Genomic DNA, 23,356 nt, shown 5'->3' on the forward strand with positions numbered 1-23,356 from the left:
ATGAAAGCAGGTATAGTAGGATTACCTAATGTGGGTAAAAGTACATTATTCAATGCATTGACATTGAATGAAGCTGAAGCATGTAACTATGCATTCACCACAATTGAACCTAATATGGCTATAGTGAAATTGAATGATCCTCGTTTAGAAGTATTATCAAAATTAGCTAATACGCAAAAAATTGTTCCAGCAACTTTTACATTTGTAGATATTGCAGGTCTTGTTAGAGGTGCTTCAAAAGGTGAAGGTTTGGGGAATAAATTTTTAGCTAACATTAGGGAAGTTGATGCAATTGTGCACGTTGTGCGTTGTTTTGAAGACAATAATATTGTCCATGTACACAATAAAATTGATCCTATTTCAGATTTACAAACTATCAACTTAGAATTAATATTAGCAGACTTGCAAACTGTTGATAACGTAATAAATAGAATTGGAAAAAGAGCTAAAAACTCAGGTGATAAAGATTTAATTAAAGAGTTTGAAATTGCTCAACGTGTTAAGCAATTCTTGGAAGAAGAAAAATCAGCACGTGAAGTCGAATTAACGGACGACGAGAAAGTGATGATAAAATCATGACAGTTATTGTCAGCCAAACCAATTATTTATGTTGCTAATCTGAAACAATCCGATTTAGAAAACATTGAAAAAAATCAACATTACAAAACTTTAAAAGAATTTTTAGATAAAACAAATGATATTTTAATTCCAATATGTGTTTCACTTGAATACGAATTATCAAAATTTGAAGACTATGAAAAGAAAGAGTTTTTAGCTGAGTATAACTTAACTCAAAGTGGTTTAGATAATTTAATTCAAAAAAGTTTTTATCTTTTAGATCAATCTACATATTTTACAGCAGGTGTTATTGAAGTTAGAGCATGAGTATTTAAAAACGGAATGAATGCTGCTGAATGTGCCGGAATTATTCACACTGATTTTGAGAAAAAATTTGTCAAAGCTGAAGTTATATCATACGAAGACTATGTTGATTGCGGCGGTGAAAAACAAGCTCATGAATCTGGTAAAATGCATTTAGAAGGAAAAAATTACATTATGAAAGATGGCGACGTTTGTTATTTTAAAGTAGCAAAATAATAAAAGAGGATTAGTTTAACGGCAAAACTAAGGACTCCAAACCCTTCGTTACAGGTTCGAATCCTGTATCCTCTGCCATATCATAAAAAAATGATCAAAAAAAAAGAGAGTGTGCTCTCTTTTTTATTAATAAAAAATATTCAGTGATTGGATAATTATTGTTATTTATTCATTAATTGATTCAAGAACATCAAATAATTATCATAGCGTTCTTTAGGTATTTTATTTTGAGTCACTAATTGTTTGATTTTGCAATTTTCTTCTTTTTCTTGGAAATGTTTACAATTTCTAAATTTACAATCCACAGCGTTTTCTCTGAATGTTTTGTATGCTATTGAAATGTTGTCTATATCAATATCAAAATCAAATGAAGAAAAGCCTGGTGTATCAATGATTTCGCCTTCATTAAAATCAATTAATGACACTTCTCTTGTAGTATGTTTACCCCTATTTAGAGCTTTTGAAATTTGTTGTGTTTCAAAATTTGTTTTAGCTAAATGATTAATTAAAGTTGTTTTACCAACTCCGGTTTGACCCACTAAAAAACTCGTTTTATTTTTAAAAATATTTTCCAATTCAGCATATGAAGTATGATCGGAGTAGTCAATTTCAAAAACCTTATAACCTTGTTGTGAATAATAGTCTTTATATGTTTTTGTTGTTAAATCTTTTTTTGTTAACACGATAATGGGTTCAACTTCTTTTGACTCAATAATTAATAAGAATTTATCAACCAAAGAAGATGAAAAATTAGGCTCAACCAACGAACTTACAACGATTGCTTGATCTACATTTACTATTTTTGGGCGTATAAAAGAATTACGTCTGGGATCGATTTTATGTATTAAACCATCACTTTCAAAATGTACATAATCACCTACGGTTGGAGTGATATCCAAGAGTCTTAACTTTCCACCACCGCGAGTAGTATGAATTTTGCCATCAGTAGTTTTAATGTAATAAAAACCAGCTAATGATTTTATAATTTTACCTCTTAACATGCTATAAAATTCCCGCTAATTTTAAACAAAGAAGTATGATTACGATTGTAATTAATACTGACCCAATAATAATTAATGAAAGAGTAAAACTTTTGTTTTCACTCAAATCTATGAGACTTTTACGTTGTTTTTTACCTGGTACACTCGGTTTATCTAATATTCTATTTTTGTCTAAACATGTTTTCAGATCATTATAAAGTGCAATCATGTCTTCATAACGATCACGAGGGTTTTTGGCTGTACATTTATTAATAATATTTTGAACTGATTGAGGTACTAATTGATTTAATGTTGATAGGTTGGGAACTTTTTGATTCAAATGTTTAGATATAACCACGTTTATATTTCCGCCCGCAAAAGGTGTATGACCTTCAATCATTTCGTATAATAATATACCCAACGAGTATATATCGCTTTGAATTGAAGGCGGTTCTGAATTTTTTAATAATTCAGGTGCTAAATATTCAGGTGAACCAACTACTTTTCCATCCATTGTATGTCTCAATGAATTTTCACCTAATGCTATACCAAAATCAATAATTTTAATATCACTAGTTTCAGTAATAATAATGTTTGAACTTTTTAAATCTCTATGAATAATATTGGCTTTATGAATATCACTCAATGCCAGCGCTATACTTTTTGCGTAATTTATTGCAACATGTAAATTTAAACTACTTGTGCTGTCAATTCATCTTTTTAAAGTTGGACCCTTAACGTATTCCATAACAATTCATTGTTCGTTTTTATCAACATACGCATCATAGTATTTAGAAACAAAATCTGATCTAATTTTTTTCAATGAATCAATCTCATTGAAAAAACGTTTTTTTTCAGTTTCGCTAGTATCCGCCCTTAAAACTTTGATAGCAACAATTTTATCTGTCATTGTATCCCGACATTTTCACACTTGACCCATACCACCTGAACCAAGATTTTTATCTAAAATTTGATAACGCGATTCTAGTTTAGGCAACATCATTATTCAACCTCCATGATTAAACATGTTAAATTATCATTTGATTTCAATTCAATAGCTTTTTGTAGAAGTAATTCTATTTTTTCAGCCAAAGAAGTATTTTTTTGTTGCAGTATGTATTCAAAAATCGGCTTAGGTACAAATGTGTGCAACCCATCTGTTGTTAAAATCAATTTTTTGATTTTTGAATCTTTATGAATTACAAAAGTGTCAATATTTTTAGTTTTATTCGGTCCTAATGAACTTGTTAATCTATCTCAGCCAATAATTTTGCCCGCTGTTTCAGGATTCATATTTTCTTCGTTAATAAAGTAATTCATGACATTTTGATCTTGAGAAATCTGGTGTAAAAACCCATTATATAAATAAGCTCTTGAGTCGCCGATGTTAAATACGTATGTTTCTTCTTCTTCAATAAAATATAAAAAAGTAATCAATGTGGTACCCATGTCCGCATTGTTTTCGTCCTCTAAGACCAACTCTTTCATTTTTTTATCAATTTTGTAAATTCCTTCATTAAATCAATTTTGAATCAATTTTTTATCAGTAGATTTGTATGTTTCGATATCTGTTGTTTTAAAGTGCTCAATCAATGTTTCAACAGCAGTTTTAGAAGCTATTGAACCATTATTATGTCCACCCATGCCATCACAAACAACACCTAAAATTAGGTTTTGTTTTTGGTAATAACCAGCATAGTCTTGATTTTCATTTCTGACGCTTCCTATGTTGCTACTGAAACGTATTTGTAATGGCATTATAAATTGAATTCCTTCTCAATGATAGCTTTAATTTGTTTATAAGCATCTTCAACTGTTTCGTTAATAACAGTGTATTGAAAGAAACTGGCGTGCATAATTTCATCAAATGCTTTTTCCATTCTCAGTTCAATAGTTTCGGGAGTTTCTGAACCACGTTCAGTAATTCTTCTTTTTAATTCTTTATATGATGGAGGCATCACAAATATTGAAATGATTTTTCCTTCAATATTGTTTTCTTTATAGTTATTTAAAATTTGTAATGCTCCATTGGTTTCAACTTCTAAAAATGGAATATATCCTTCACTTGAAATTCTGTCTAGTTCACTGAATAATGTTCCGTAATAATTATTGAAATGATGTGAATACTCTAATAAATTATTTTGAGCAATGTGTTGTTCAAATTCTTCTTTCGAAATGAAATAATAATGAATTCCATCTTCTTCACCGTTTCTAGGTTGTCTGGTTGTTGCAGACACTGACAATTTCAACTTTAATGCTATATCTTTAAATAAATGTTTTTCTACTGTTCCCTTCCCTACTCCAGAAGGTCCTGTAAAAATAATAATTTTTTTATCGTACATACTTTCTCCTTAATTTGTTAATTTAAATTATATTTAAATCTTGTGTAAATTACAAAAAAACTATCTTATTTAGATATATTTACGTTTCAATACTGTAAAAACGAAATACCATATTTTTTAGTTTTGTAATTTGTGTAATTATTTATTGATTCGATTAATTGATCTGATTCAGTAATAATAACTGAATTTTTATGAATAAGTTTTAACAAAAATAATTGTTGCATACACTCATCATATAAGTGAAATTGATTGTATGGCGGATCAATAAAAATAAAGTCTAAAGGTTCCCCCTTATATTTGAATAAAAAACTTAGTGCGTCCGCATTAAAAGTACTGATATTTGAATCTTTTATTTTCAATTTATTTAATAAAATGATTTTGTATGCTTGTTTATTTTTTTCAACCATTATTGCTTTTTTGCAACCTCTACTGATTGCTTCAAAACCAAAAGCGCCGCTACCTGAAAAAAGATCTAAAAAAACAGTATTTTCAAGATCAAAAGCAATACTTGAAAATACTGCTTCCCTGAGTTTTTCACTTGATGCTCTTGTGATTGCTTTGTCTGGTTGTTCAATTCTAATATTTCTGTATTTTCCTGATGTAATTCTTAACATAAAACAATTATACACAAGTAATAAGTTAAGAGTGTATTTATTAAAATGCCATGATGTAATAAAATTACATTTTTTTCATATTAGTTTATAATAAATACATGTACGAAATAAAATTAACAAAATTACCTGAAAAGGTATTAAGAGAAAAATCAAAAGATGTTCCAATACCTCTTACTAAAGATGATGAAGATTTGATTCATAAAATGATTTATCATATTGATGATTCGCAAAAAGAAGGATCTAAATTCAGAGCGGGAGTTGGTGTAGCTGCGGTTCAATACGGTATATTGAAAAATATTTTTTACATTAATGTACCAGATGAAGAAGGTAATGTAGTATTTAGAGATGCACTTGTGAACCCAAAATTAATAGGTCATTCAGAAGCCAAGGTGGCAATCAATATTGGAGAGGGATGTTTATCAGTAAGAGAGAGTTGAAAAAATCAAGAAGGATATGTGAAAAGATACAACAGAGTTATTGTGGAAGCATATTCTTACTTTCAAAAGAAAAAAGTTGTATATGATGTGAAAGGATATATAGCAATTGTTATGCAGCACGAATATGATCATTTACAAGGTAAATTATTTTTAGATCATATAAATCAAAAAAACCCATGACAAAGAGAACCAAATTTAATATTAATTGGAGAAGGAGAATAATATGGAATTTTTACCAATAATAATTTTTCTAATCTTTTTAGCTCTTGGTGCATTGTTCGGTTTTCTGAGAAAAACAAATTATGCAATCACAATTTTAGTCAGCACGTTTGCAGCTAGCATAATTGCTGCCTTAACATATGGAGTAATTTCAAGACAAATAATAGAGATTATTAAAACAACATTTGAATTAAAAGATTTGAATATTGATGCTTTAGTTGGGCTATTATTCTCAGCATATGCATTGGCAATCATATTAATATTATCAATAGTTTGATCTATTTTATATCACGTTTTATTCAAAAGAATTGCTAAGAAAATTTCAGCAAAACAATCTAAAAAAATTAGATTTTTAAGTAGATTTTTAGGAATGACCGTTTCTACAGTTGCATTTATTCCAATCGCGACTTTTACTGCTGATTTAGCTGCAGTAGTACCAGAAAAAAATGGAGACTTTTCAAAAAATATTGTTAACAAATTAGTAAATGTATTATCTTTTGGAAAATATCATGGACTTGCGGGTAATATCGAAGTTGTTAAAACAATAGCTGCTGGTGAAAATGGAGAATTAGTTGATAAATTTGGACAAGTACCAAACTTATTCTTAGATGAAAACAATAACAACACAGTAGAGTTTACTGAAAAACAAATGAACGACATTAACACAATGCTAGAATCAGGTATGGCAATGCAACTTATAAATGATAATAAAGATAAGTTTTTAAACACCGTTGCAAATCCAACAGATACTAAAACAGCTACAACATTTTTAAATGTTAAAAAAATCAATGAATTACCAGACGAACCAACTGAAAAAGATTTACAAGCGATAACTGATATTAAAAATACAAAAATTAAAAATTTTAAATTAACAGAGCTTGCTGCATCAAACCTGGTAAATTTATTAAGAGAAAACTTTACTTCTGAAGAACTTAAACAAAAATGTGAACAAGATCCAAAATTAAAAGCAAAAGTAGACGCTTACGTTGAAGCATTTAAAAACATTTTAATAAAATAAAAAATCCCGCAAGGGATTTTTATTATCAAATTTTTACACGTTTTTCAGGGGCAATATACATTGCATCTTTTTCTGTAACTTCAAAATATTTGTAAAAATCATCCATATTAGCAATTTGAACATTAGCACGTAATTTAGCAGGAGCGTGAACGTCTGACATTAATAGTAATTTACCAAATTCTTCTCTTGCTTTGTTTCTTCAAATGATTGCAAAGTTAATCATAAATTTCTTACCATCAAAATCATCACGTAATTTAGCGGCTTCATAAGCACATGAAACACCACCATTATCAGCAATATTTTCAGAAACCACCAATTTACCATTACATGGACCGAATTCTGTTTCTCTTTGATCAAATTGTTCAATCATTAATTGAGTTAATTGTTGGAATTTTTCAAAATCTTCTTTATCTCATCAATTATTCATGTTTCCTAATTCATCGAATTGTGAGCCATTATTATCAAATGCGTGTGAAATTTCGTGAGCAATAACAGCACCTATTCCACCAAAGTTTTCTGATGAAGATTGGTTCAATGAGTAGAATGGTTTTTGTAAAATAGCTGCTGGGAAAACAATTTTGTTTTGTGAAGGTGAAAAGTAAGCATTAACTAATGCAGGTGACATACCTCATAATTTTTTATTTACTGGCTGTAAGTATTGTTTTAATTGATCTAATACTTTCAATTTTGTAAATGCAACATGATTATCTAAAATATTTGATCCTTCTTCGTATGTTTTTGTTTTCATTTCATCATAATATGGATTGATTTCATCTGGGTACCCAACTGAAATCATCATGTGATTCAATTTCACAATTGCTTTTTCTTTTGTCGATTGTTTTAATCAATCATTTTTTGATAATCTATCTTTGTATATTTCGATCATACTTTTAACCATTGATTCTACATCAGCTTTCGCTTTAGGTCCAAAGTAAGTTTTTCCATAAAATAATCCGTAAACCATACTGAATGTGGATAAAGCAAATCTCTGTGCATGTAAATCGAATTTAGTTGCTTCTTTCACACCATTAATTGATCTTGAATATTCTCCCGAAATAATTCTCATCTCATCTGTTAATAAGTGTGAGTATTGAGATATAACGTTTAAATATAATCTTGCCTTAAAGTTTTCTCAATTTTCTGTTGTATGAATTGAATCATATTTTTCAATGAAAGCGGGATATGTAACAGTAATTTCCGTCACGTCTAAGTCAAATAATTCTGAAAAGATTTTTTTAAATGGTACTGATTTAATTTTTGAATAAATTTCATCTACTGACATTGGATTATAAAAATTGGTGTATACAGCCATGTATTCTGGATCCATTGTGTGTTCTCATAAACTCATATCATAAGCGTATGATTTATCTAGAATGTCCTTAATCTGTTCATTTGTTTTACCGATTTTGCTTAATAATTTACTCATCATTGAGTTATACACTGAATAAAGTTTAGTTTTTTGTTCTTCCTCTTTATACATATTTTTTACTGGTAAAACTGTTTCTGGGTGACCTAAAAATAATACTTGTTTAGTAGAATCTTTAAAGTCAGTTGAAATATCTAAATAAAATGGTGAATAAAAATTATGCAATGCAAGTTCTTTAAAGTTATTGTAGTAATCTTCAAATGATTGAAGATCTTCAACCATTTTCAAATATTTTAAAATAGGTTGAACACCAAGTTCTTCCCTTTTCTTTTTGTCTTTTACCATTTTGTAAAATTTAGCTAATTCAATAAGTCTTGAATCATCACTTGGAACTGTTGACAAATCATTTGATCATTTTTCTAAATTTTCTTTTTCAATATTTTCGTTTTCGTCTGAAGTATTTTCAAAAGCATTAGTGCTTGCTCTATCAGATTTTATTTGTGCTTGCTTCAATCATTCAGCATTGACTTCGGCATAAAAATCTTGTTTTAAGTTTTCTTTGTTCATTTTATCTCCTTAATTTTATAAGTTACATTATACTACAATCAGTACTACGTAAATGGTATTGGCTAAAAGTCAATGAATATTTTATAAAAATTTAGTTTTGTTAAAAAAATCACCGTATTAGTGATTTTCAATTGTTTTGTTTTTGTTTTGTTTATGACTATAGTACAATGTGAAACACATTTGAGTTGTGAAGATAACCATTGACACTGATTGTCACGTTAAAGCTGTGATAAATGAAACAATAGGTTCGTTATTTTGTTGCGCTAGAAGTAATTGAGCTGTTCAGAACATTATTCATAAAATGTTGTTTAACATGAATAATATTGACATGTAAATACTTACACCACTGAAATCTTTTTTAACAAAGCTCAAAATAATTTGTGGCATAAATGCTAAACAAGTGAAGGCTGGGAAAATTAATCCAATCATTGTTTGAACAATTTTGCTGGATATTCTTGGTGTTATTTTTATTATTCCTAATATCGAAAGTATTCACGATCCTATTAAGACTAATATTATAACTGTTGTTGCGATGATAAATGTTTTCTTGTACTGTTTTTCTGTTGCAAAGTGTGATTTTGAATACTTGTATAAAAAAAACATTGTAAGCGAATACACAGTTAATGATAAAGTGTTAGATATCGCTATCGAAAGCATGTCGCCAGGCATTATTGCTGAATAAATTACTCAACAGACTAATCCTAGTAAAAACACTCAGAATGATACAAAACTGATTTTTCCTGTTTTTTTATCCTTTAATAATTTAATTAATTGGGGTACTCCAATTACAATTGTAATAAATGCTGCGATGTATGACGCATAGTTTGCTATGTCAAAAAATGATGTAGTTGCTTGCGCGTTATTTGTTGATAATAAAAAAGATGTATTCATAGTGTTAACAATTATAATAAAAAAAACATTTAAATGTATTTTTATGATCAAATACCGTTAAATAACTCTCTAATGTCAAAAAACTTTTCTTTAATTGTATATAATACAATTTTCGAAAAAAGCACTACCTTTATGTAAAAAATAATATTTAAATTGTTTAATAATATTTTTTTTAAAAATGTTTCGAATGTAGTAAGATTTACAAAAATTCGAAGTATAAAAAAATGCTTTAGATGTTTTATTGCACTTTTAGTTTGTTTTAAGATTAGTTTTTTTATAATTAAAGTAGTTTATAACAAGGAGTATATATGCCTAAAACAGTAAAATCTTGCGGTGGAATTATCTTTGATCAAAATAACGAAATGAAAGTTTTGATTGTTAAACATAAAGAAGGTCATTGAGGATTTCCAAAAGGAAGAGTTGAAGGAGACGAAACTGAATTAGAAACCGCAAGAAGAGAATTAAGAGAAGAAACAAATCTTGAAGTTGGTTTTTTCAAAAAAGGTCGTCTTACTAGTGAATACTATTTACCAGATGGTAAATTTAAAACAGTTGTTTACTTTCCAGGTTTTTATTTAGCCGGTGAGTTAAAATATCAACGAAGTGAATTAACTGATGCTAAATGAATATTGCCACAAGATGTAAATAAATATTTAACACAAAGTGATTCAGAAGAATTAATTTATAAAGCGCTGAACTTTTTAATTTTATTAGAGGCAAAACTTGCCCAAAAAAATAAAAACGACATAACTGAATATGATTTAGACATTGACCTGCCAGCATATCAAGACTATTCATCAAGTGAATTATTTGAACAATTAGTAACCGAACAAAACGAAGAGGAATATAATTAAAAAAAAGCAGAAAACTGCTTTTTTTTAATTATTTTGCTTGAAATTTTCGCCTAAATATCTTTATTTTTTCTCAGTATGTTAATGTATCTGTCGATAAATGCATCATTAAAAATTTCTTCTCTTGAATTGTACATTAAGTACAGAAAATCAAGTTCCTCATAAATTTTATAAACAAGTTCCATTGGATATTTCATATTAATAAAATTTTCCCTTAAATCAGTTCAGTCAATAACAGTAAATTCGTGTTCTTTATACGTCTTAATATCTAGATCTAGATCAATATATTTGATTTTGTTATTATCAACAAAAAATGGTGTTGCCAAATTTATATACACAAATTTTTGATTATCTCTAAGTAAAATTGTTGCGTTGTAATAATGATGTTTACTAAATAAAAATAATGTCGGTTCACTAACTACTCAGTTTGTGTTTTCTTCAGCAACTTTGGTTTTTAACATTAAAGCTATTACATATTTATCGGTGATATCAATTATTTTTACACCATCATATTGGCGATATAAATGACCATTGTATTTATAACATTGCACATCTATGAAATCACCACGCGTTAACTTATTGATTTTTCTTTGTACGTTTTTCATATTGATTTAATTTTACTCTCATTTGTTTAGAATTTTTAGGGTTTTGAACATATTCTAAATAAAATGATTTATCTTTTGTTAATATTGGGGTTTGTTTTCTGCGGTATGAACTGATTCTTATTTGAGCGTCATTATATCTTCGTAAAGCATTAATTTCGAATTCTTTCAATTCTTTATTATCTACGTTGTTGTCATTATTTTCATCTATTCAAAATGAGAAATTGATATCTTGAATTAAATTTAATTCTTCTATATTCAATGGTTTTTCAGTAATATATGAATAATAATTACCTAGTTTTAATTGTTCTGGTCCTCAATCTTGTCCTAAACCATTATTTCAATAAGCTTTTCATACAGATTTGGTTTTGGCTATACCATCATGAAAAATGTTTAATTTTAATTTGTGTTCTTTATTATTATTTTTAATTAAAAGGTATACATCTTTGTTTTGATTTTTATCAACTCATTCTGTAGGTATGAATCCTCCGAAACGTAATTCATTATACGATTTTTTAATTTTTTTAATTTCACTGCTATTTGATGAAATGGTACTTAATAATGATAGTTTGCCATATTCAGTTGCGTCAGTACTCAATAAGGAAATTGGCAGTCCGTAACCTACTAAATCTAGATAAGCCTTATACAATTGCATCTGTTTTTTATGAGTAGTTTTTTTTGAATTATTAGTTCATAAATACTCATCATCTTCAAAAACTCAGTTGGCACCCATTACTGAATACTTATCTAATTCATATGGAATTTTATTATGTTTGTAAATTGATAAAATCTTACTCAAATCCTCTCCGTACGAACTCAAGAAAATTTCTTTATTATTTTTCATACCTAAATATCCCATTTTATTATTGTAATGTGTTCTTATGGGGGCGTCGGGTGCGTATGACAATTTAATGAATTCACGAGCAAACATTTCACTGAATGAAAAAAAATAATTCAATTCTTCATTTTTCAAAGCGTTTGCAAAATTTATTCATGAGTCAGTATTGTGATTGAATGAAACATTGCTGCCTTCATGTTTTGATCAATCATGTCCGGTATAATTAGCATTTTCAAATAATTCATTAGCCGAGTAAACTTCATAAACTGGGAATGCATTGAATTTTTGATCAATACTAATACGTTTTTTCATTTTGCTATATTTAGGTGTTAATCTCAAAGCTTCCTTGAAATTGTTGACAAATTTTTTGTTATTTAATTCTTTAATGTTCTTTTTGTTTTTTTCTTTATAAACTATTTCACCTGTTGATAAAGAATCGTTTTCTAAAAATGAATTATTATAAATGTAACTAATATGGTGCAAGTACTCATGAATAAGTGTTGGCAATATTAATTCACTTTTGGAATTATTATCCATTTTTTCTCACGGTATTGATAATTTATATGGAACGTTATCAGCATCATAAATTAAATCTTTAGTATTTATATAAATGTTTCCAAACTCACCTATATAAAGACCTTGAGCCGTTGTTTCCGTGTTATCGTTTGGTTTATTTATATAGACATTATTTAATTCGGTAATTTCACTGCCAAAAAACCCTTTTACGTAAAAATCTTCCACCAATTGTTTTAAACCTTCTTGTCCAAAAAAGTATAAATATTTACCATTGATGGATTTCGCGTAAGGGTATTCAATTACTGAAAGTTTAGAAGGATCATAATTAAAATTTTCCCCTCCACTTTTATCAAATTTTGAATTGTACATAATAGTTTGACTGTTATTGATTTCTTTTTTTGAAAGAAATTCAAAATCTTTATTTAGTGAATTGATAATTCCGCAACTGATAGTTGTTAAGGGTAATGCAGTTAGTATTGATAATGTTGTTATTATTTTTAATTTGTTAAATTTATTTTTGCCTTGTTTCATATATTTATTTTAATAAAAATAAATAATTAATTGAATAATCTCTTAAAATAGAATTTATGAGATTAAAATTTAACAAAGAAGCTGATGGCTTACTAAAAGCATCAAAACATCTTATTCAATCGTTTCCAATTAAATTGGAAAAAGAAACCCATTTAGAAATTGGGATGGGTAAGGGACAAATGATTACGCAATTGGCAATGAATAATCCACACATTGATTACATTGGCTGCGAAAAATATGGGACTGTTGCACTATATGCGCTAAAAAAGATTGAAAAAGAACAGATAAACAATTTAAAACTATTGGTTGAAGACGCGGATAAAATTACTGAAATATTCGCTGATAAAGTTGATAGAATTTATTTAACATTTTCAGATCCGTGACCTAAAAAAAGACACGCAAAAAGAAGATTGTTGCATAGAAACTTTTTAAATAAATTTAAAGAAATACTTAAACCTGATGGTGTTTTAATTTTCAAAACTGACAATGATCCATTATTTGAATTTGCATTAGAAGAAATTGAAGCGATTAAAGCCCATTTAATTTATTCAACTACAGATTTACATAATTCTGAAAAAAATGCGAATAACATTAGAACGGAATATGAAATAAAATGAAGTGAAAAAGGTAAAAATATAAACTATTTAGAACTTAAATTCACAGAATAAATATATATAAATATATAAAAACGGCACTTATTTATATAAATATAAATAAGATGTTTTTTTCTTATATAATTAAATAGTTAAGAATTGGAGGTAATTATGAATTTTGATGACGATCAATTTCGTGATGATGAGGAAATATATTTCGTAGAGGAAGAAGAAGTTAAAAAAGTTTTCGAAGACGAAGTAATAATTGAAGAAGATGATGAGGAAATTCCACCTCAAGAAAAAGAAGGGTATACAGTACAACCTAATTTATTAGAAGAAGAAACGAACGGATTAAGTCCGGTAAGTTTGGTCACTGAAATGAAAAACGCTTTCTTGGAATATGCAATGAGTGTTATTGTTGCACGTGCATTACCCGACGCTAAGGATGGATTAAAACCTGTACATCGTAGAATTTTATATGGAATGAGTGAGTTAGGAATGTTCCATAATCAACCACATAAAAAATCCGCTCGTATTGTCGGGGATGTTTTAGGTAAGTACCACCCACATGGTGATTCATCAGTTTATGAAGCAATGGTACGTATGGCACAAGATTTTTCATTACGTTATCCTTTAATAGATGGGCATGGTAACTTTGGTTCTATTGACGGGGACGAAGCGGCTGCTATGCGTTATACTGAAGCAAGAATGTCAAAAATAGCTTCTGTAATGGTTGATGGTATTAAAAAGAATACTGTTGATTTTATTGATAACTATGACGCTACTGAAAAAGAACCTATTGTGTTGCCAGCTCGTATTCCTAATTTATTAGTATCTGGAGCCAGCGGTATTGCTGTAGGTATGGCAACAAACATACCACCGCACAATTTAAATGATGTTATTGACGCTTCGATAGCATTAGCCAAAAATCCCGGTATAGATGTTGATGAATTAATTGATATAGTAAAAGCGCCAGATTTTCCTACGGGTGGAATTTTATTCGACAAAAAAAGTGTTATTGAAGCATATAGAACAGGACGTGGTAGTGTTACTATGCGTTCTAAAACGCACATTGAAACATTGAAAAATGGAAAAAACAGAATTATTGTTACTGAAATTCCATATGCAATTAAAAAAACAGACATCATTGAAAAAATATCACAATTAGTTAAAGAAAAAAGAGTTGAAGGTATTCAGGACTTTCGTGACGAATCGAACCGTGAAGGTATTCGTGTTGTTATAGATATTAAAAAAGGATTTATTCCAGAAATCATATTAAATCAATTATTCAAATTATCTCAATTACAATCTAAATTTTCAATCAATACAATTGCTTTAGTTAATAATGAACCAAAACAATTAAATTTAAAAGATTGTTTGGAAGTATATATTAATCACCAAAAAGACGTAGTTACAAGAAGATTGCAATTTGATTTAGAAAAAGATGAACAACGTGCTCACATTTTAGAAGGATTAAAAATAGCTGTAGAAAACATTGATGATGTTATTGAAATTATAAAAAAATCAAAAACTGATGCTGAAGCACAACAAAAAATGACTGAAAAATTTGGATTGGATGACATTCAAACAAAAGCAATTATTGACATGCGGTTAGGTCGTTTAACTGGTCTTGCAATACAAAAAATGGTTGAAGAATTAGAATTTTTACACAATCGCATTGCTGAATATAAATCAATACTGGCTTCTGAAGAAAAATTAATCGATTTAATTGTTGAAGAATTAGAAGATGTTAAATCACAATTCGGAGATAAACGTCGTTCAGAAATACGTTGAGATTTACATCACTCAATAGAAGAAGAAGATTTAATTCCTGTTAAGGATATTGTTGTGACATATTCAGTTAACAATTATATAAAACGTGTAGATTTAGAAGAATATCGAGAACAACGTAGAGGTGGTGTTGGATCATATGCTGCGAAAACATATTCAGATGACCAAGTAGAAAACATAATTGTTTCTAACACTCATACTGATTTATTGATTTTGACCTCAAAAGGAAGAATATATAGAATAAGAGGGCATGAAATTCCTGCTGCTTCAAAAAATGCTAAAGGAACACCAATTGTTAATATTTTACCTACAATTGATAAAGATGAAAATATTAAAACCATTATTTCTACAAACGATTATAGCGATGATTTATTCTTAGTTACTGTAACTAAGAATGGAATTGTAAAAAGAACATCATTGACTGAATATCAACTAATTAATAAAAATGGAAAAATAGCTCTTGGATTAAAAGAGAATGATGAACTAATTGAAGCCATGATAGTTAAAGAAGATGAAGAATTCTTTATTAGTGGTTCAAATAACAGGATTTGTAGATTTGATGTGAATGAAATTAGGCCAATGTCAAGAATTGCTTCAGGAGTGTTTGGGATTAAATTAGATGATAATAGTAGAGTAGTTTCTGCTTCATCATCAAACGATGGAAAATATGTCTTTTCTTTAGGTTCGGAAGGATTCGGTAAAATGACACTGGCTGACGAGTTTAGAAAAACATCTCGTAACGCAAAAGGTGTTTTAGCATTGAATGGTCAAAAAGCTGGTGAATTAGTTTACTCAGCAACAGTAAATGGCGATGAAGATTTAATTATTTTAACTAACACTGGTTTGGCGATCAGATTTAACTTAAAAGAAGTGTCGATCAGCGGTCGTAACGCCAAAGGTGTTAAATTAATTACCTTGAAAAATAAAAACGACTATATAGTTGCGGTAGCAAAAATAAAAGAAATAAATTAATAAAAAAAGAGCTTAACAAATGTTAAGCTTTTTTTATCCAATAATTTCTAGCACTTTATAATCAAATTCTACTGGAGTTTTACGCCCGAATATTTCAATCTCAACAAATGCTTTTGAAGTTATGTCGTTATTTTGAATAATAGGTCCTTCTTGTCCTTCGAATTCTCCTGAATTTATTCTTACGACTGTGTTTTCTTTGAAAGCGGTTTCAATATTACCTTTTGCAAATTCAGCTCTAATTTTGTCACGAGCTTCTTTCATTTTTCTTAGTTCTACTCTAGAAACTGGAGTTGGTTTAGCTCCCTTTCCACTTGAACCAATAAGTCCTGTAACATATTGTGTGTTACGTACAACGTATCAGGAATCATCGGTCATAACCATTTTTATAAATATGTAACCTTTGTACATGTTTTTGTATTTAACTTCATATTCTTCTCCACGTGTTTTCTTTTCTAATTCTTTATTAGTTAAATGTGGAATAGTAAAGATTTCAATTTCCTTAAATAAATCACTCATATTCTCGGCTTCGATTTTATTTTTTAAAGCATCGATAACTTTTTCCTCTTTGCCAGATACTGTAGAAATCATGTATCATTTTGCAATTGTGTTTTCTGACATATATACTCCTTAAAGTTTAATACCTAAATTTGCTCATAGGTTTGTAAATAATAGTGTAACAATGAAAAAGAATATTGAAAACACTAATACGAAAATGCATGTAACAGCAAATCATTTTCATATGGTTCCAATTTTTGGTCAAATAATTCTTTTAATTTCTTTTACAAAAGATCTTCAGTGTTTTTCTTTTGTAACTTTAGGTGTATTATCGCTTTGTTTTGTTGTTAATGAAAAATTTTGCGATTTTAATGGATCAAATTCTTCGTTACTCATTATTTTTCTTCCTTATGAAGTGTTTTAGCGTTACATCATTTACAAAATTTATTAATAATCACTCTTTCTTCTATTGATTTATTAGTAGAATAGTTTTTTCTTTTGCATTCGAAACATGCTAGGGATATTTTTTTACTTGTCTTTTTCATAGTTTACATATTATACAATAGTTTAATAATATATTAAAAAATAACTTTATATAGCGCATTATTTGTATTATGTATATATTGTCTATGTTTTTAAAAACAGCACATCTTCTTAAATTATTTTATCGTATTATAAATATAAGAAATCGTTTATTTTTTTATACAAAGCAGTTTGCATTTTATTAAAAAAATATGGATTTAAATTTAACAGTTTCATTATTTCAAGGTTATTTAGTTCGTTGTGTAGCTTGTTATAAATGAATTGTTTTTCAGTACTATTCAGTTCAGTATTCAGTAAAAGTTCAGTATATAATCAGTTATTTTCAGATTTTGATTCATCTTTAACATCTGTTTGCTCTATATTTTGAAAATAGTTGATATTGTTATTAAATGAATTTTTCTTTGAAGTGTATTGCCGTATTATATTTTTAAATCTGAATTCACATGCCTTTAAAATATAACTAGCCTGTGGGCATTCTTGTTCTTTATATATTTTATGTATTATATAAATTGCTTCTGAATATAAATCATCGCATGTTAAAGGTATTGGATAAGTTCCTAAACATTTGTTGGCAATTTTGTAAATATGATTTTTATTGTTAAAAAGAAAGTCTTTGTAATTTTTGTGTGGATTATTATTCATGTAATTATTATCGCGCAAATTAAAAAAACAGGTTATCCCCTGTTTCCTAAAAAAGTTTTTATTTTGTAAAGAAATATAATGAAATACCAGCAGCTACAGAAGCGTTTAATGATTGAACTGTTCCTTTTTGAGGTATATATATTAATTCGTCACTGTGTTTTAATATGGTGTTTGATACACCTTTAGCTTCATTCCCAATAACTAAAACGCTATTTTCGTTAAATTTAACTTTCGATATATCTTTCGCGTTTTTACCTAACGCCGTTGAATAAATTCAAAAACCCGCTGATTTTAATTTGTCAATTGCTGTATAAATTGATGCAACTTTTACAATGTTCATATTAGCAAAACCACCTGATGATATTTTTAAAACAGTGGGTGTAATTGCCGCTGCTCTATCTTCTGGAATAATAATTCAATTAACTCCAAAAACATTTGCTGAACGAATAATTGCGCCTAAATTATGAGGATCTTGAATGTGATCTAAAATCAATACTTTATCAATCATTTTGTTAATTATTTGATTAAAGTCTGCGTAATTAAATGGTTTTATTACAGCGATTATTCCTTGATGATTTTCTCGAGTCATTTTATTCATTTCTTCACGAGAAATAAATTTAATGTTATCAAAATTAATTTTGATATTTGATCCTTTTTGAATATAAATTGTTTCAATATTGAATTTATTATCAACAGCATCTAATACTGAATTGCGACCACATATTATATTTTTATTTAATTCATGTTTCATATTTTTAATTGCTCTCTTAGTTTATCTGCCTCTACATAATTTTTATTTTTAATCATTTCTTTTCAGTTTGCATAAACTTGTTTTTGTTCATTTGTTAATTTTGTGTCTCCAATTCCAAATCCTAATGTTTTCAAAACAAAAACAAATGTAGGGGTGTTGTTTTTGTTTTTTGATAATGTATGTAATTGTTTCATAACATTAGCAAAATTCATTTGAGCAGCTTCATTAATTATTGAATTCACAATATTGTCGTCAATGCTTTGTTGTTTTTCTTCTAGTAAATATTTTTTCACGATATTGTCAAATTTAGTAATTAATGCGTTATTCGATTCAATAACTTCTTGAGTGATATTAATTGGTTTGGTTACGCCTGACGTCAATAAAATCAGCCTAAGTGTATCGCAGTTGTATTTGTCTAAAAAATCAATAGCTGTGATTACGTTACCGAGAGATTTTGACATTTTTTGGCCTTCGACATTAATGGTGCCAAAATGTATTCACTCTTTAGCTAAGGGTTTGTTGGTTAATGCTCTGAATTGAATGTTTTCGTTTTCATGATGTGGAAATTTTAAGTCAGCACCACCACCATGTAAATCAATGGTTTCATGTCCTAAGTATTCACTTATCATTGCCACGCATTCAGTATGTCAGCCAGGTCTGCCTCTACCGAATGATGAATCATATTTTATACCAACTTTAGTATCTTTTCACAAAGCAAAATCAGCAGGATGTTTTTTGTCATATGTTTGATCTTCATATTCCATGTTTTCAATTTTTTGATTACTCAATTCACCGTAGTATTCACTGTGTTTTTGAATATTAAAAAAAACATCGCTACCAACTTTATATGCTGAATCATTTTGAATCAATTTTGATATAAATTTATCAATTAAATTTATGGATTCAGTAACCTTGCATATTTTATTCGGTTTTTGAATATTTAATTTTTCAAGCAACTCAAAATATCTGTTTGTGTACATTTGTGCAACGTGTGTTTCGTCAGTATTTGTTTGTATTGCTTTATTAATTATTTTGTCATCAATATCAGTAACATTGTGTAATAAAAAAATTTGCTCTCCTAAATATCTTTGAGATCTTATCAATATGTCAAAAGTTAATATTGGCCGCATGTTACCGATGTGAGGTTCATCATAAACGGTTGGACCGCATAAATAGTATTTTTTCATACATACATTTTACAATAAAAAGCACAAAAATAATAATTATGTATATAATTAAAACTATGAGTGCTAAACAAAAAATAATTGCTTCAATTAATGAAGCTTTACAAAAATTAAATATTTCAAAAGAAGTAAATCTAACAGATGCAAAAGGTCACGCAGACTTTGCAACAAACATAGCTTTAGTTCTACAAAAAGATTTAGGAAAAAGTGCAATGGAGGTTGCACAACTTATAAAAGACAATATTGAATGTAGTAATTATTCAATTAAAAATATAGAAATAGCTAAACCAGGTTTTTTAAATTTTTATATGGAAAATGAGGTTTATGCAGATACTGTTAATCAAATTAACGCATTAGGTGAAAATTATGGTAAACAAAATATTGAAAAACCTACAATAAACGTTGAGTTTGTGAGTGCAAACCCGACAGGATTTTTACACATTGGTCATGCGCGTAATGCAGCAATTGGTGCAACATTATGTAATGTATTAGAATCGGCCGGTCACAAAGTAATACGTGAGTACTATGTAAACGATGCAGGTAACCAAATGAATAACTTGGCTGCTTCATTATTTAGTCGTTATCAACAAATTTTCGACAAAAACTACCCAATGCCAGAAGACTGCTACAAAGGTGGAGATATCATATATTTTGCTGAAGAATTTTATAAAGAATATGGTGATAAATTCAAGGGAGCTGATTACGAAGAAAATAGAATGTTGTTTAGAGAGTTCGGAAGAAATATAGCACTACGAGAAATTAAAGTGGATATGGAGCGTTTTGGAACATGATTCGATTTATATTCAAGTGAACAAACTTTATATGACAAAAACATGGTATTCCATGCAATAAATAGATTAACACACGTGTATGAAAAAGACGGTGCTAAATGATTAGCCACAACTAAAGGTGGATACGATGACAAAGATAGAGTTATCGTTAAAAGTGATGGCGGATTTACTTATATGTGTGCTGATATTGCCTACCATGAAGATAAGTTAAAAAGAACAAATGATAAAAACGGAATTATTATTGACGTTTGAGGAGCTGACCACTCTGGTTATGTTGAAAGAATTAAATATTCAATGGAAGATTTAGGATACAACAGAAATCAATGTGAGATGGTATTATTCCAATTGCTAAGAGTTGTTAAAGATGGTAAAGAAGTAAAAATGTCTAAACGTTTAGGAACATCTTTAACATTAAGAGAATTAATGGATGAAGTAGGAAAAGATGCAATTCGTTTCTTCTTAATTAACAGATCATACAACTCGAAAATAGATTTTGACATTAATAAAGTTACTGAAGAATCAGAGGCAAATGCAATGTTTAATATTAAATATGCATACGCACGTGCTTCACAATTAATTAATAAATCAAGTTTTGGAGAAAATGCCAAAGCTAATGAATATGTTGATGAAATTGCAATTAAATTAATTAACGAATTGAAAAAGTTCCCAGATTTAATTAATACAATGGCAACATCATACAAAGTAAATCTGTTACCTCCATATTTACAAGAAATTACAGGATTATTCAATTCATTCTATTCAAATTCAAAAATCATTGGAAGTGAATTAGAAGAAAGATACATTGCTCTAGTTAAAGCTACCAAAACAGTTTTAGGTAATGGATTGAAATTAATGGATTTAGATATATTGGAAAAAATGTAATATTTTAAATAAGCCTAAATGGTTTATTTTTTACAAATTTAATAAAAGGAAAAATATGAAAAAAATAAGAACAAGATATGCACCTAGTCCAACAGGATATTTACACATAGGTGGTGCAAGAACAGCTTTATTTAATTATTTATTCGCCAAACATTTTGGTGGAGATTTTGTTTTGAGAATCGAAGACACAGATATAGCTAGAAATGTTGTTGGCGGGGAAGATAGTCAATTAAATAATTTGGCATGACTTGGAATTATTCCAGATGAATCACCTAAAAACCCTAAGGAAAAATATGGGCCATATCGTCAAAGTGAAAAATTAGCTATTTATGACAAAATCATTGATGAATTAATTGAAAAAAAATTAGCTTATAAAGCCTATGATACAACAGAAGAACTTGCTCAACAACATGATGAATCCGAAAAAGCGGGTATTGCTTCATTTAGATACAATAGAAACTGATTACAAATTACTGAAGAAGAAAAACAAAAACGAGATGCGGCCGGAGAATATTCTGTTCGTCTAGCATTACCTAAAAATCATAATTACACTTGAAATGATTTAGTGAGAGGAACTATTACTGTTAATTCTGATGATGTTGGAGATTATGTTATAAGAAAGTCAGATGGTTATCCAACATATAATTTTGCTGTTGTCGTTGATGATCATCAAATGGAAATCACACACGTTTTAAGGGGTGAAGAACATACTACAAACACACCTAAGCAATTAGCAGTTTATGAAGCAATGGGATGAGATGCACCTGAATTTGGACACTTAACAATCATAACTAACATGGAAGGTAAAAAACTGTCTAAACGTGATACATCCTTGAAACAATTTATTGAAGATTACAAAAATGAAGGTTATAACTCTGAAGCTATATTTAACTTTTTATCATTATTAGGATGAACTAGCGCCGATGCAAAAGAAGTTATGTCAAAAGAAGAGTTAATTCAAAAATTTGAATATGAAAGATTATCAAAATCTCCTTCTAAATTTGATATTCAAAAAATGGAATGATTCAGTAAACAATATTGAAAAAATATTGAACCTGAAGACATTTTTAATAAAATTAGCGCTAGAGATTTAGAATGAGCAAAAGACAAAATCGAAAATAAAGAATGAATGAATATTTTTATTCAAACATATCAACAAAATATGGTTACATTTAACGATTTAATTGAATCATTAAAAATGTATGCTCAACCATCGATGATATTGGATATTGAATATCAATCAAATGATGTTATTAAATCATTCTATGAAAATTTAAAAGACAAAGAATTCACAATTGATAATATTCAATTTGCTATTGATGAAACTAAAAATCAGTTAAACGTGAAAGGTAAAAATTTATTTATGCCAATTCGTATAGCTACAACATTTAAAGAACACGGCCCAGAACTTGCGAAAGCTATTTTCTTATTTGGGCAATCAGTGGTATTTGAAAGAATTAAACAATGAATTTAACATATAAATCTATTATGATACAAAATGGCGAAGAATACGTAAATGAATACCACACAATTTGCACAAAAGAACAAAAAAATGAATACACTGTTTATAAATTCAGTGATGATAATAATAACCAACACGTTATTCAAATAAGTGCTACACGTGTCAAAATTTCTTTTTTAGAATTGAATATGGATTTGGAACTAAACAAAAACAAACCACATATTTATAAAACACCTGAAGGGGAATTTAAATTTTATTGATTATTGAAAAAAATTGATTCTACAGAAAATCAAGTTATGTTTTCATATGAAATGTATTTAAATGCAAACACAGAAACCTTAGTAGGTTCAAACACTGTTTATTTAACAGTTAATTTGTAA

General features: G+C 28.4%; 24 protein-coding genes and 1 tRNA gene. 10 read left to right on the top strand and 15 right to left on the bottom strand.

Features of this window, described 5'->3' with window-relative positions:
• The gene (ychF, locus tag HGG69_RS00890; protein WP_169604933.1) at positions 1 to 1,098 is read left to right on the top strand and encodes a redox-regulated ATPase YchF; all 1,098 of its coding nucleotides are present in this window, start codon (positions 1 to 3) and stop codon (positions 1,096 to 1,098) included.
• 4 nt (positions 1,099 to 1,102) lie between these two features.
• A tRNA-Trp gene (locus HGG69_RS00895) sits at positions 1,103 to 1,176 on the top strand.
• An 83-nt stretch (positions 1,177 to 1,259) separates the two neighbouring features.
• On the opposite strand, the gene rsgA is transcribed toward HGG69_RS00895, so the two are convergent.
• The 5 genes from rsgA to rsmD all read right to left on the bottom strand — a co-directional run bounded on the left by rsgA (position 1,260) and on the right by rsmD (position 5,034).
• Entirely contained in the window at positions 1,260 to 2,099 is an 840-nt protein-coding gene (gene rsgA / locus HGG69_RS00900; protein ID WP_169604934.1) for a ribosome small subunit-dependent GTPase A, read from the bottom strand.
• 1 nt (position 2,100) lies between these two features.
• Positions 2,101 to 3,105: a serine/threonine-protein kinase gene (locus HGG69_RS00905; protein ID WP_169604935.1), complete on the bottom strand. Its 1,005-nt coding sequence runs from the start codon at positions 3,103 to 3,105 to the stop codon at positions 2,101 to 2,103.
• On the bottom strand, positions 3,081 to 3,836 hold the full coding sequence (locus HGG69_RS00910; protein WP_169604936.1) for a PP2C family protein-serine/threonine phosphatase: 756 nt from the start codon (positions 3,834 to 3,836) through the stop codon (positions 3,081 to 3,083). Before HGG69_RS00910 ends, HGG69_RS00905 begins: the two co-directional genes overlap by 25 nt.
• Positions 3,836 to 4,420 (bottom strand): guanylate kinase, encoded by a 585-nt coding sequence (gmk, locus tag HGG69_RS00915; protein WP_169604937.1) that lies wholly within the window; start codon positions 4,418 to 4,420, stop codon positions 3,836 to 3,838. Before gmk ends, HGG69_RS00910 begins: the two co-directional genes overlap by 1 nt.
• A 65-nt stretch (positions 4,421 to 4,485) precedes the next feature.
• Positions 4,486 to 5,034 (bottom strand): 16S rRNA (guanine(966)-N(2))-methyltransferase RsmD, encoded by a 549-nt coding sequence (gene rsmD, locus HGG69_RS00920; protein WP_169604938.1) that lies wholly within the window; start codon positions 5,032 to 5,034, stop codon positions 4,486 to 4,488.
• Between the two features lie 98 nt (positions 5,035 to 5,132).
• Between rsmD and def the strand changes: the two genes are divergently transcribed.
• Both def and HGG69_RS00930 read left to right on the top strand, forming a co-directional pair.
• Positions 5,133 to 5,693 carry a peptide deformylase gene (gene def, locus HGG69_RS00925; RefSeq protein WP_169604939.1) on the top strand — a complete coding sequence of 187 codons (561 nt, stop codon included), beginning with the start codon at positions 5,133 to 5,135 and terminating at the stop codon, positions 5,691 to 5,693.
• A 1-nt stretch (position 5,694) separates the two neighbouring features.
• A complete protein-coding gene (locus HGG69_RS00930) occupies positions 5,695 to 6,708 on the top strand; it encodes a CvpA family protein (RefSeq protein ID WP_169604940.1) in 1,014 nt (337 codons plus the stop codon).
• Positions 6,709 to 6,730: 22 nt separating this feature from the next.
• On the opposite strand, the gene HGG69_RS00935 is transcribed toward HGG69_RS00930, so the two are convergent.
• Complete coding sequence (locus HGG69_RS00935) at positions 6,731 to 8,641, bottom strand: M13 family metallopeptidase (protein WP_169604941.1); 1,911 nt, start codon at positions 8,639 to 8,641, stop codon at positions 6,731 to 6,733.
• A gap of 117 nt (positions 8,642 to 8,758) precedes the next feature.
• Entirely contained in the window at positions 8,759 to 9,532 is a 774-nt protein-coding gene (locus HGG69_RS00940; protein WP_169604942.1) for a PQ-loop domain-containing transporter, read from the bottom strand.
• A gap of 308 nt (positions 9,533 to 9,840) precedes the next feature.
• Between HGG69_RS00940 and HGG69_RS00945 the strand changes: the two genes are divergently transcribed.
• A complete protein-coding gene (locus HGG69_RS00945; protein WP_169604943.1) occupies positions 9,841 to 10,386 on the top strand; it encodes a bis(5'-nucleosyl)-tetraphosphatase in 546 nt (181 codons plus the stop codon).
• A gap of 50 nt (positions 10,387 to 10,436) precedes the next feature.
• Here the strand turns inward: HGG69_RS00945 and HGG69_RS00950 are convergent, their stop codons facing one another.
• Both HGG69_RS00950 and HGG69_RS00955 read right to left on the bottom strand, forming a co-directional pair.
• On the bottom strand, positions 10,437 to 10,988 hold the full coding sequence (locus HGG69_RS00950) for a DUF402 domain-containing protein (RefSeq protein ID WP_169604944.1): 552 nt from the start codon (positions 10,986 to 10,988) through the stop codon (positions 10,437 to 10,439).
• A complete protein-coding gene (locus tag HGG69_RS00955) occupies positions 10,960 to 12,870 on the bottom strand; it encodes an MYPU_1760 family metalloprotease (protein WP_169604945.1) in 1,911 nt (636 codons plus the stop codon). Before HGG69_RS00955 ends, HGG69_RS00950 begins: the two co-directional genes overlap by 29 nt.
• A gap of 56 nt (positions 12,871 to 12,926) precedes the next feature.
• Between HGG69_RS00955 and trmB the strand changes: the two genes are divergently transcribed.
• Positions 12,927 to 13,538 carry a tRNA (guanosine(46)-N7)-methyltransferase TrmB gene (gene trmB, locus HGG69_RS00960; protein WP_169604946.1) on the top strand — a complete coding sequence of 204 codons (612 nt, stop codon included), beginning with the start codon at positions 12,927 to 12,929 and terminating at the stop codon, positions 13,536 to 13,538.
• 96 nt (positions 13,539 to 13,634) lie between these two features.
• A complete protein-coding gene (gene gyrA, locus HGG69_RS00965; protein WP_169604947.1) occupies positions 13,635 to 16,226 on the top strand; it encodes a DNA gyrase subunit A in 2,592 nt (863 codons plus the stop codon).
• Positions 16,227 to 16,259: 33 nt separating this feature from the next.
• Here gyrA and nusG read toward each other — a convergent pair whose 3' ends face one another.
• The 6 genes from nusG to HGG69_RS00995 form a co-directional block, all read right to left on the bottom strand.
• The gene (gene nusG / locus HGG69_RS00970; RefSeq protein ID WP_169604948.1) at positions 16,260 to 16,844 is read right to left on the bottom strand and encodes a transcription termination/antitermination protein NusG; all 585 of its coding nucleotides are present in this window, start codon (positions 16,842 to 16,844) and stop codon (positions 16,260 to 16,262) included.
• Between the two features lie 9 nt (positions 16,845 to 16,853).
• Complete coding sequence (secE, locus tag HGG69_RS00975; protein WP_169604949.1) at positions 16,854 to 17,117, bottom strand: preprotein translocase subunit SecE; 264 nt, start codon at positions 17,115 to 17,117, stop codon at positions 16,854 to 16,856.
• Positions 17,117 to 17,266: a 50S ribosomal protein L33 gene (rpmG, locus tag HGG69_RS00980; RefSeq protein WP_169604950.1), complete on the bottom strand. Its 150-nt coding sequence runs from the start codon at positions 17,264 to 17,266 to the stop codon at positions 17,117 to 17,119. The genes secE and rpmG overlap by 1 nt, the downstream gene beginning before the upstream one ends.
• A 127-nt stretch (positions 17,267 to 17,393) precedes the next feature.
• The gene (locus HGG69_RS00985; protein WP_169604951.1) at positions 17,394 to 17,906 is read right to left on the bottom strand and encodes a hypothetical protein; all 513 of its coding nucleotides are present in this window, start codon (positions 17,904 to 17,906) and stop codon (positions 17,394 to 17,396) included.
• A gap of 58 nt (positions 17,907 to 17,964) precedes the next feature.
• On the bottom strand, positions 17,965 to 18,657 hold the full coding sequence (gene rlmB, locus HGG69_RS00990) for a 23S rRNA (guanosine(2251)-2'-O)-methyltransferase RlmB (protein ID WP_205852861.1): 693 nt from the start codon (positions 18,655 to 18,657) through the stop codon (positions 17,965 to 17,967).
• Positions 18,642 to 19,844, bottom strand: a complete 1,203-nt coding sequence (locus HGG69_RS00995) for a class I tRNA ligase family protein (protein ID WP_169604952.1) — start codon at positions 19,842 to 19,844, stop codon at positions 18,642 to 18,644. Before HGG69_RS00995 ends, rlmB begins: the two co-directional genes overlap by 16 nt.
• 56 nt (positions 19,845 to 19,900) lie before the next feature.
• On the opposite strand from HGG69_RS00995, the gene argS reads away from it, so the two are divergent.
• The 3 genes from argS to HGG69_RS01010 are packed head-to-tail and all read left to right on the top strand — an operon-like array spanning position 19,901 to position 23,356.
• On the top strand, positions 19,901 to 21,514 hold the full coding sequence (gene argS, locus HGG69_RS01000) for an arginine--tRNA ligase (protein ID WP_169604953.1): 1,614 nt from the start codon (positions 19,901 to 19,903) through the stop codon (positions 21,512 to 21,514).
• Between the two features lie 55 nt (positions 21,515 to 21,569).
• On the top strand, positions 21,570 to 22,988 hold the full coding sequence (gltX, locus tag HGG69_RS01005; protein WP_169604954.1) for a glutamate--tRNA ligase: 1,419 nt from the start codon (positions 21,570 to 21,572) through the stop codon (positions 22,986 to 22,988).
• Between the two features lie 14 nt (positions 22,989 to 23,002).
• Positions 23,003 to 23,356 carry a hypothetical protein gene (locus HGG69_RS01010; RefSeq protein WP_169604955.1) on the top strand — a complete coding sequence of 118 codons (354 nt, stop codon included), beginning with the start codon at positions 23,003 to 23,005 and terminating at the stop codon, positions 23,354 to 23,356.

It is taken from the genome of Mycoplasma phocoenae, from assembly GCF_012934855.1.
In the GTDB taxonomy this organism is placed as follows: Bacteria; Bacillota_I; Bacilli_A; order Mycoplasmatales; family Metamycoplasmataceae; genus Metamycoplasma; species Metamycoplasma phocoenae.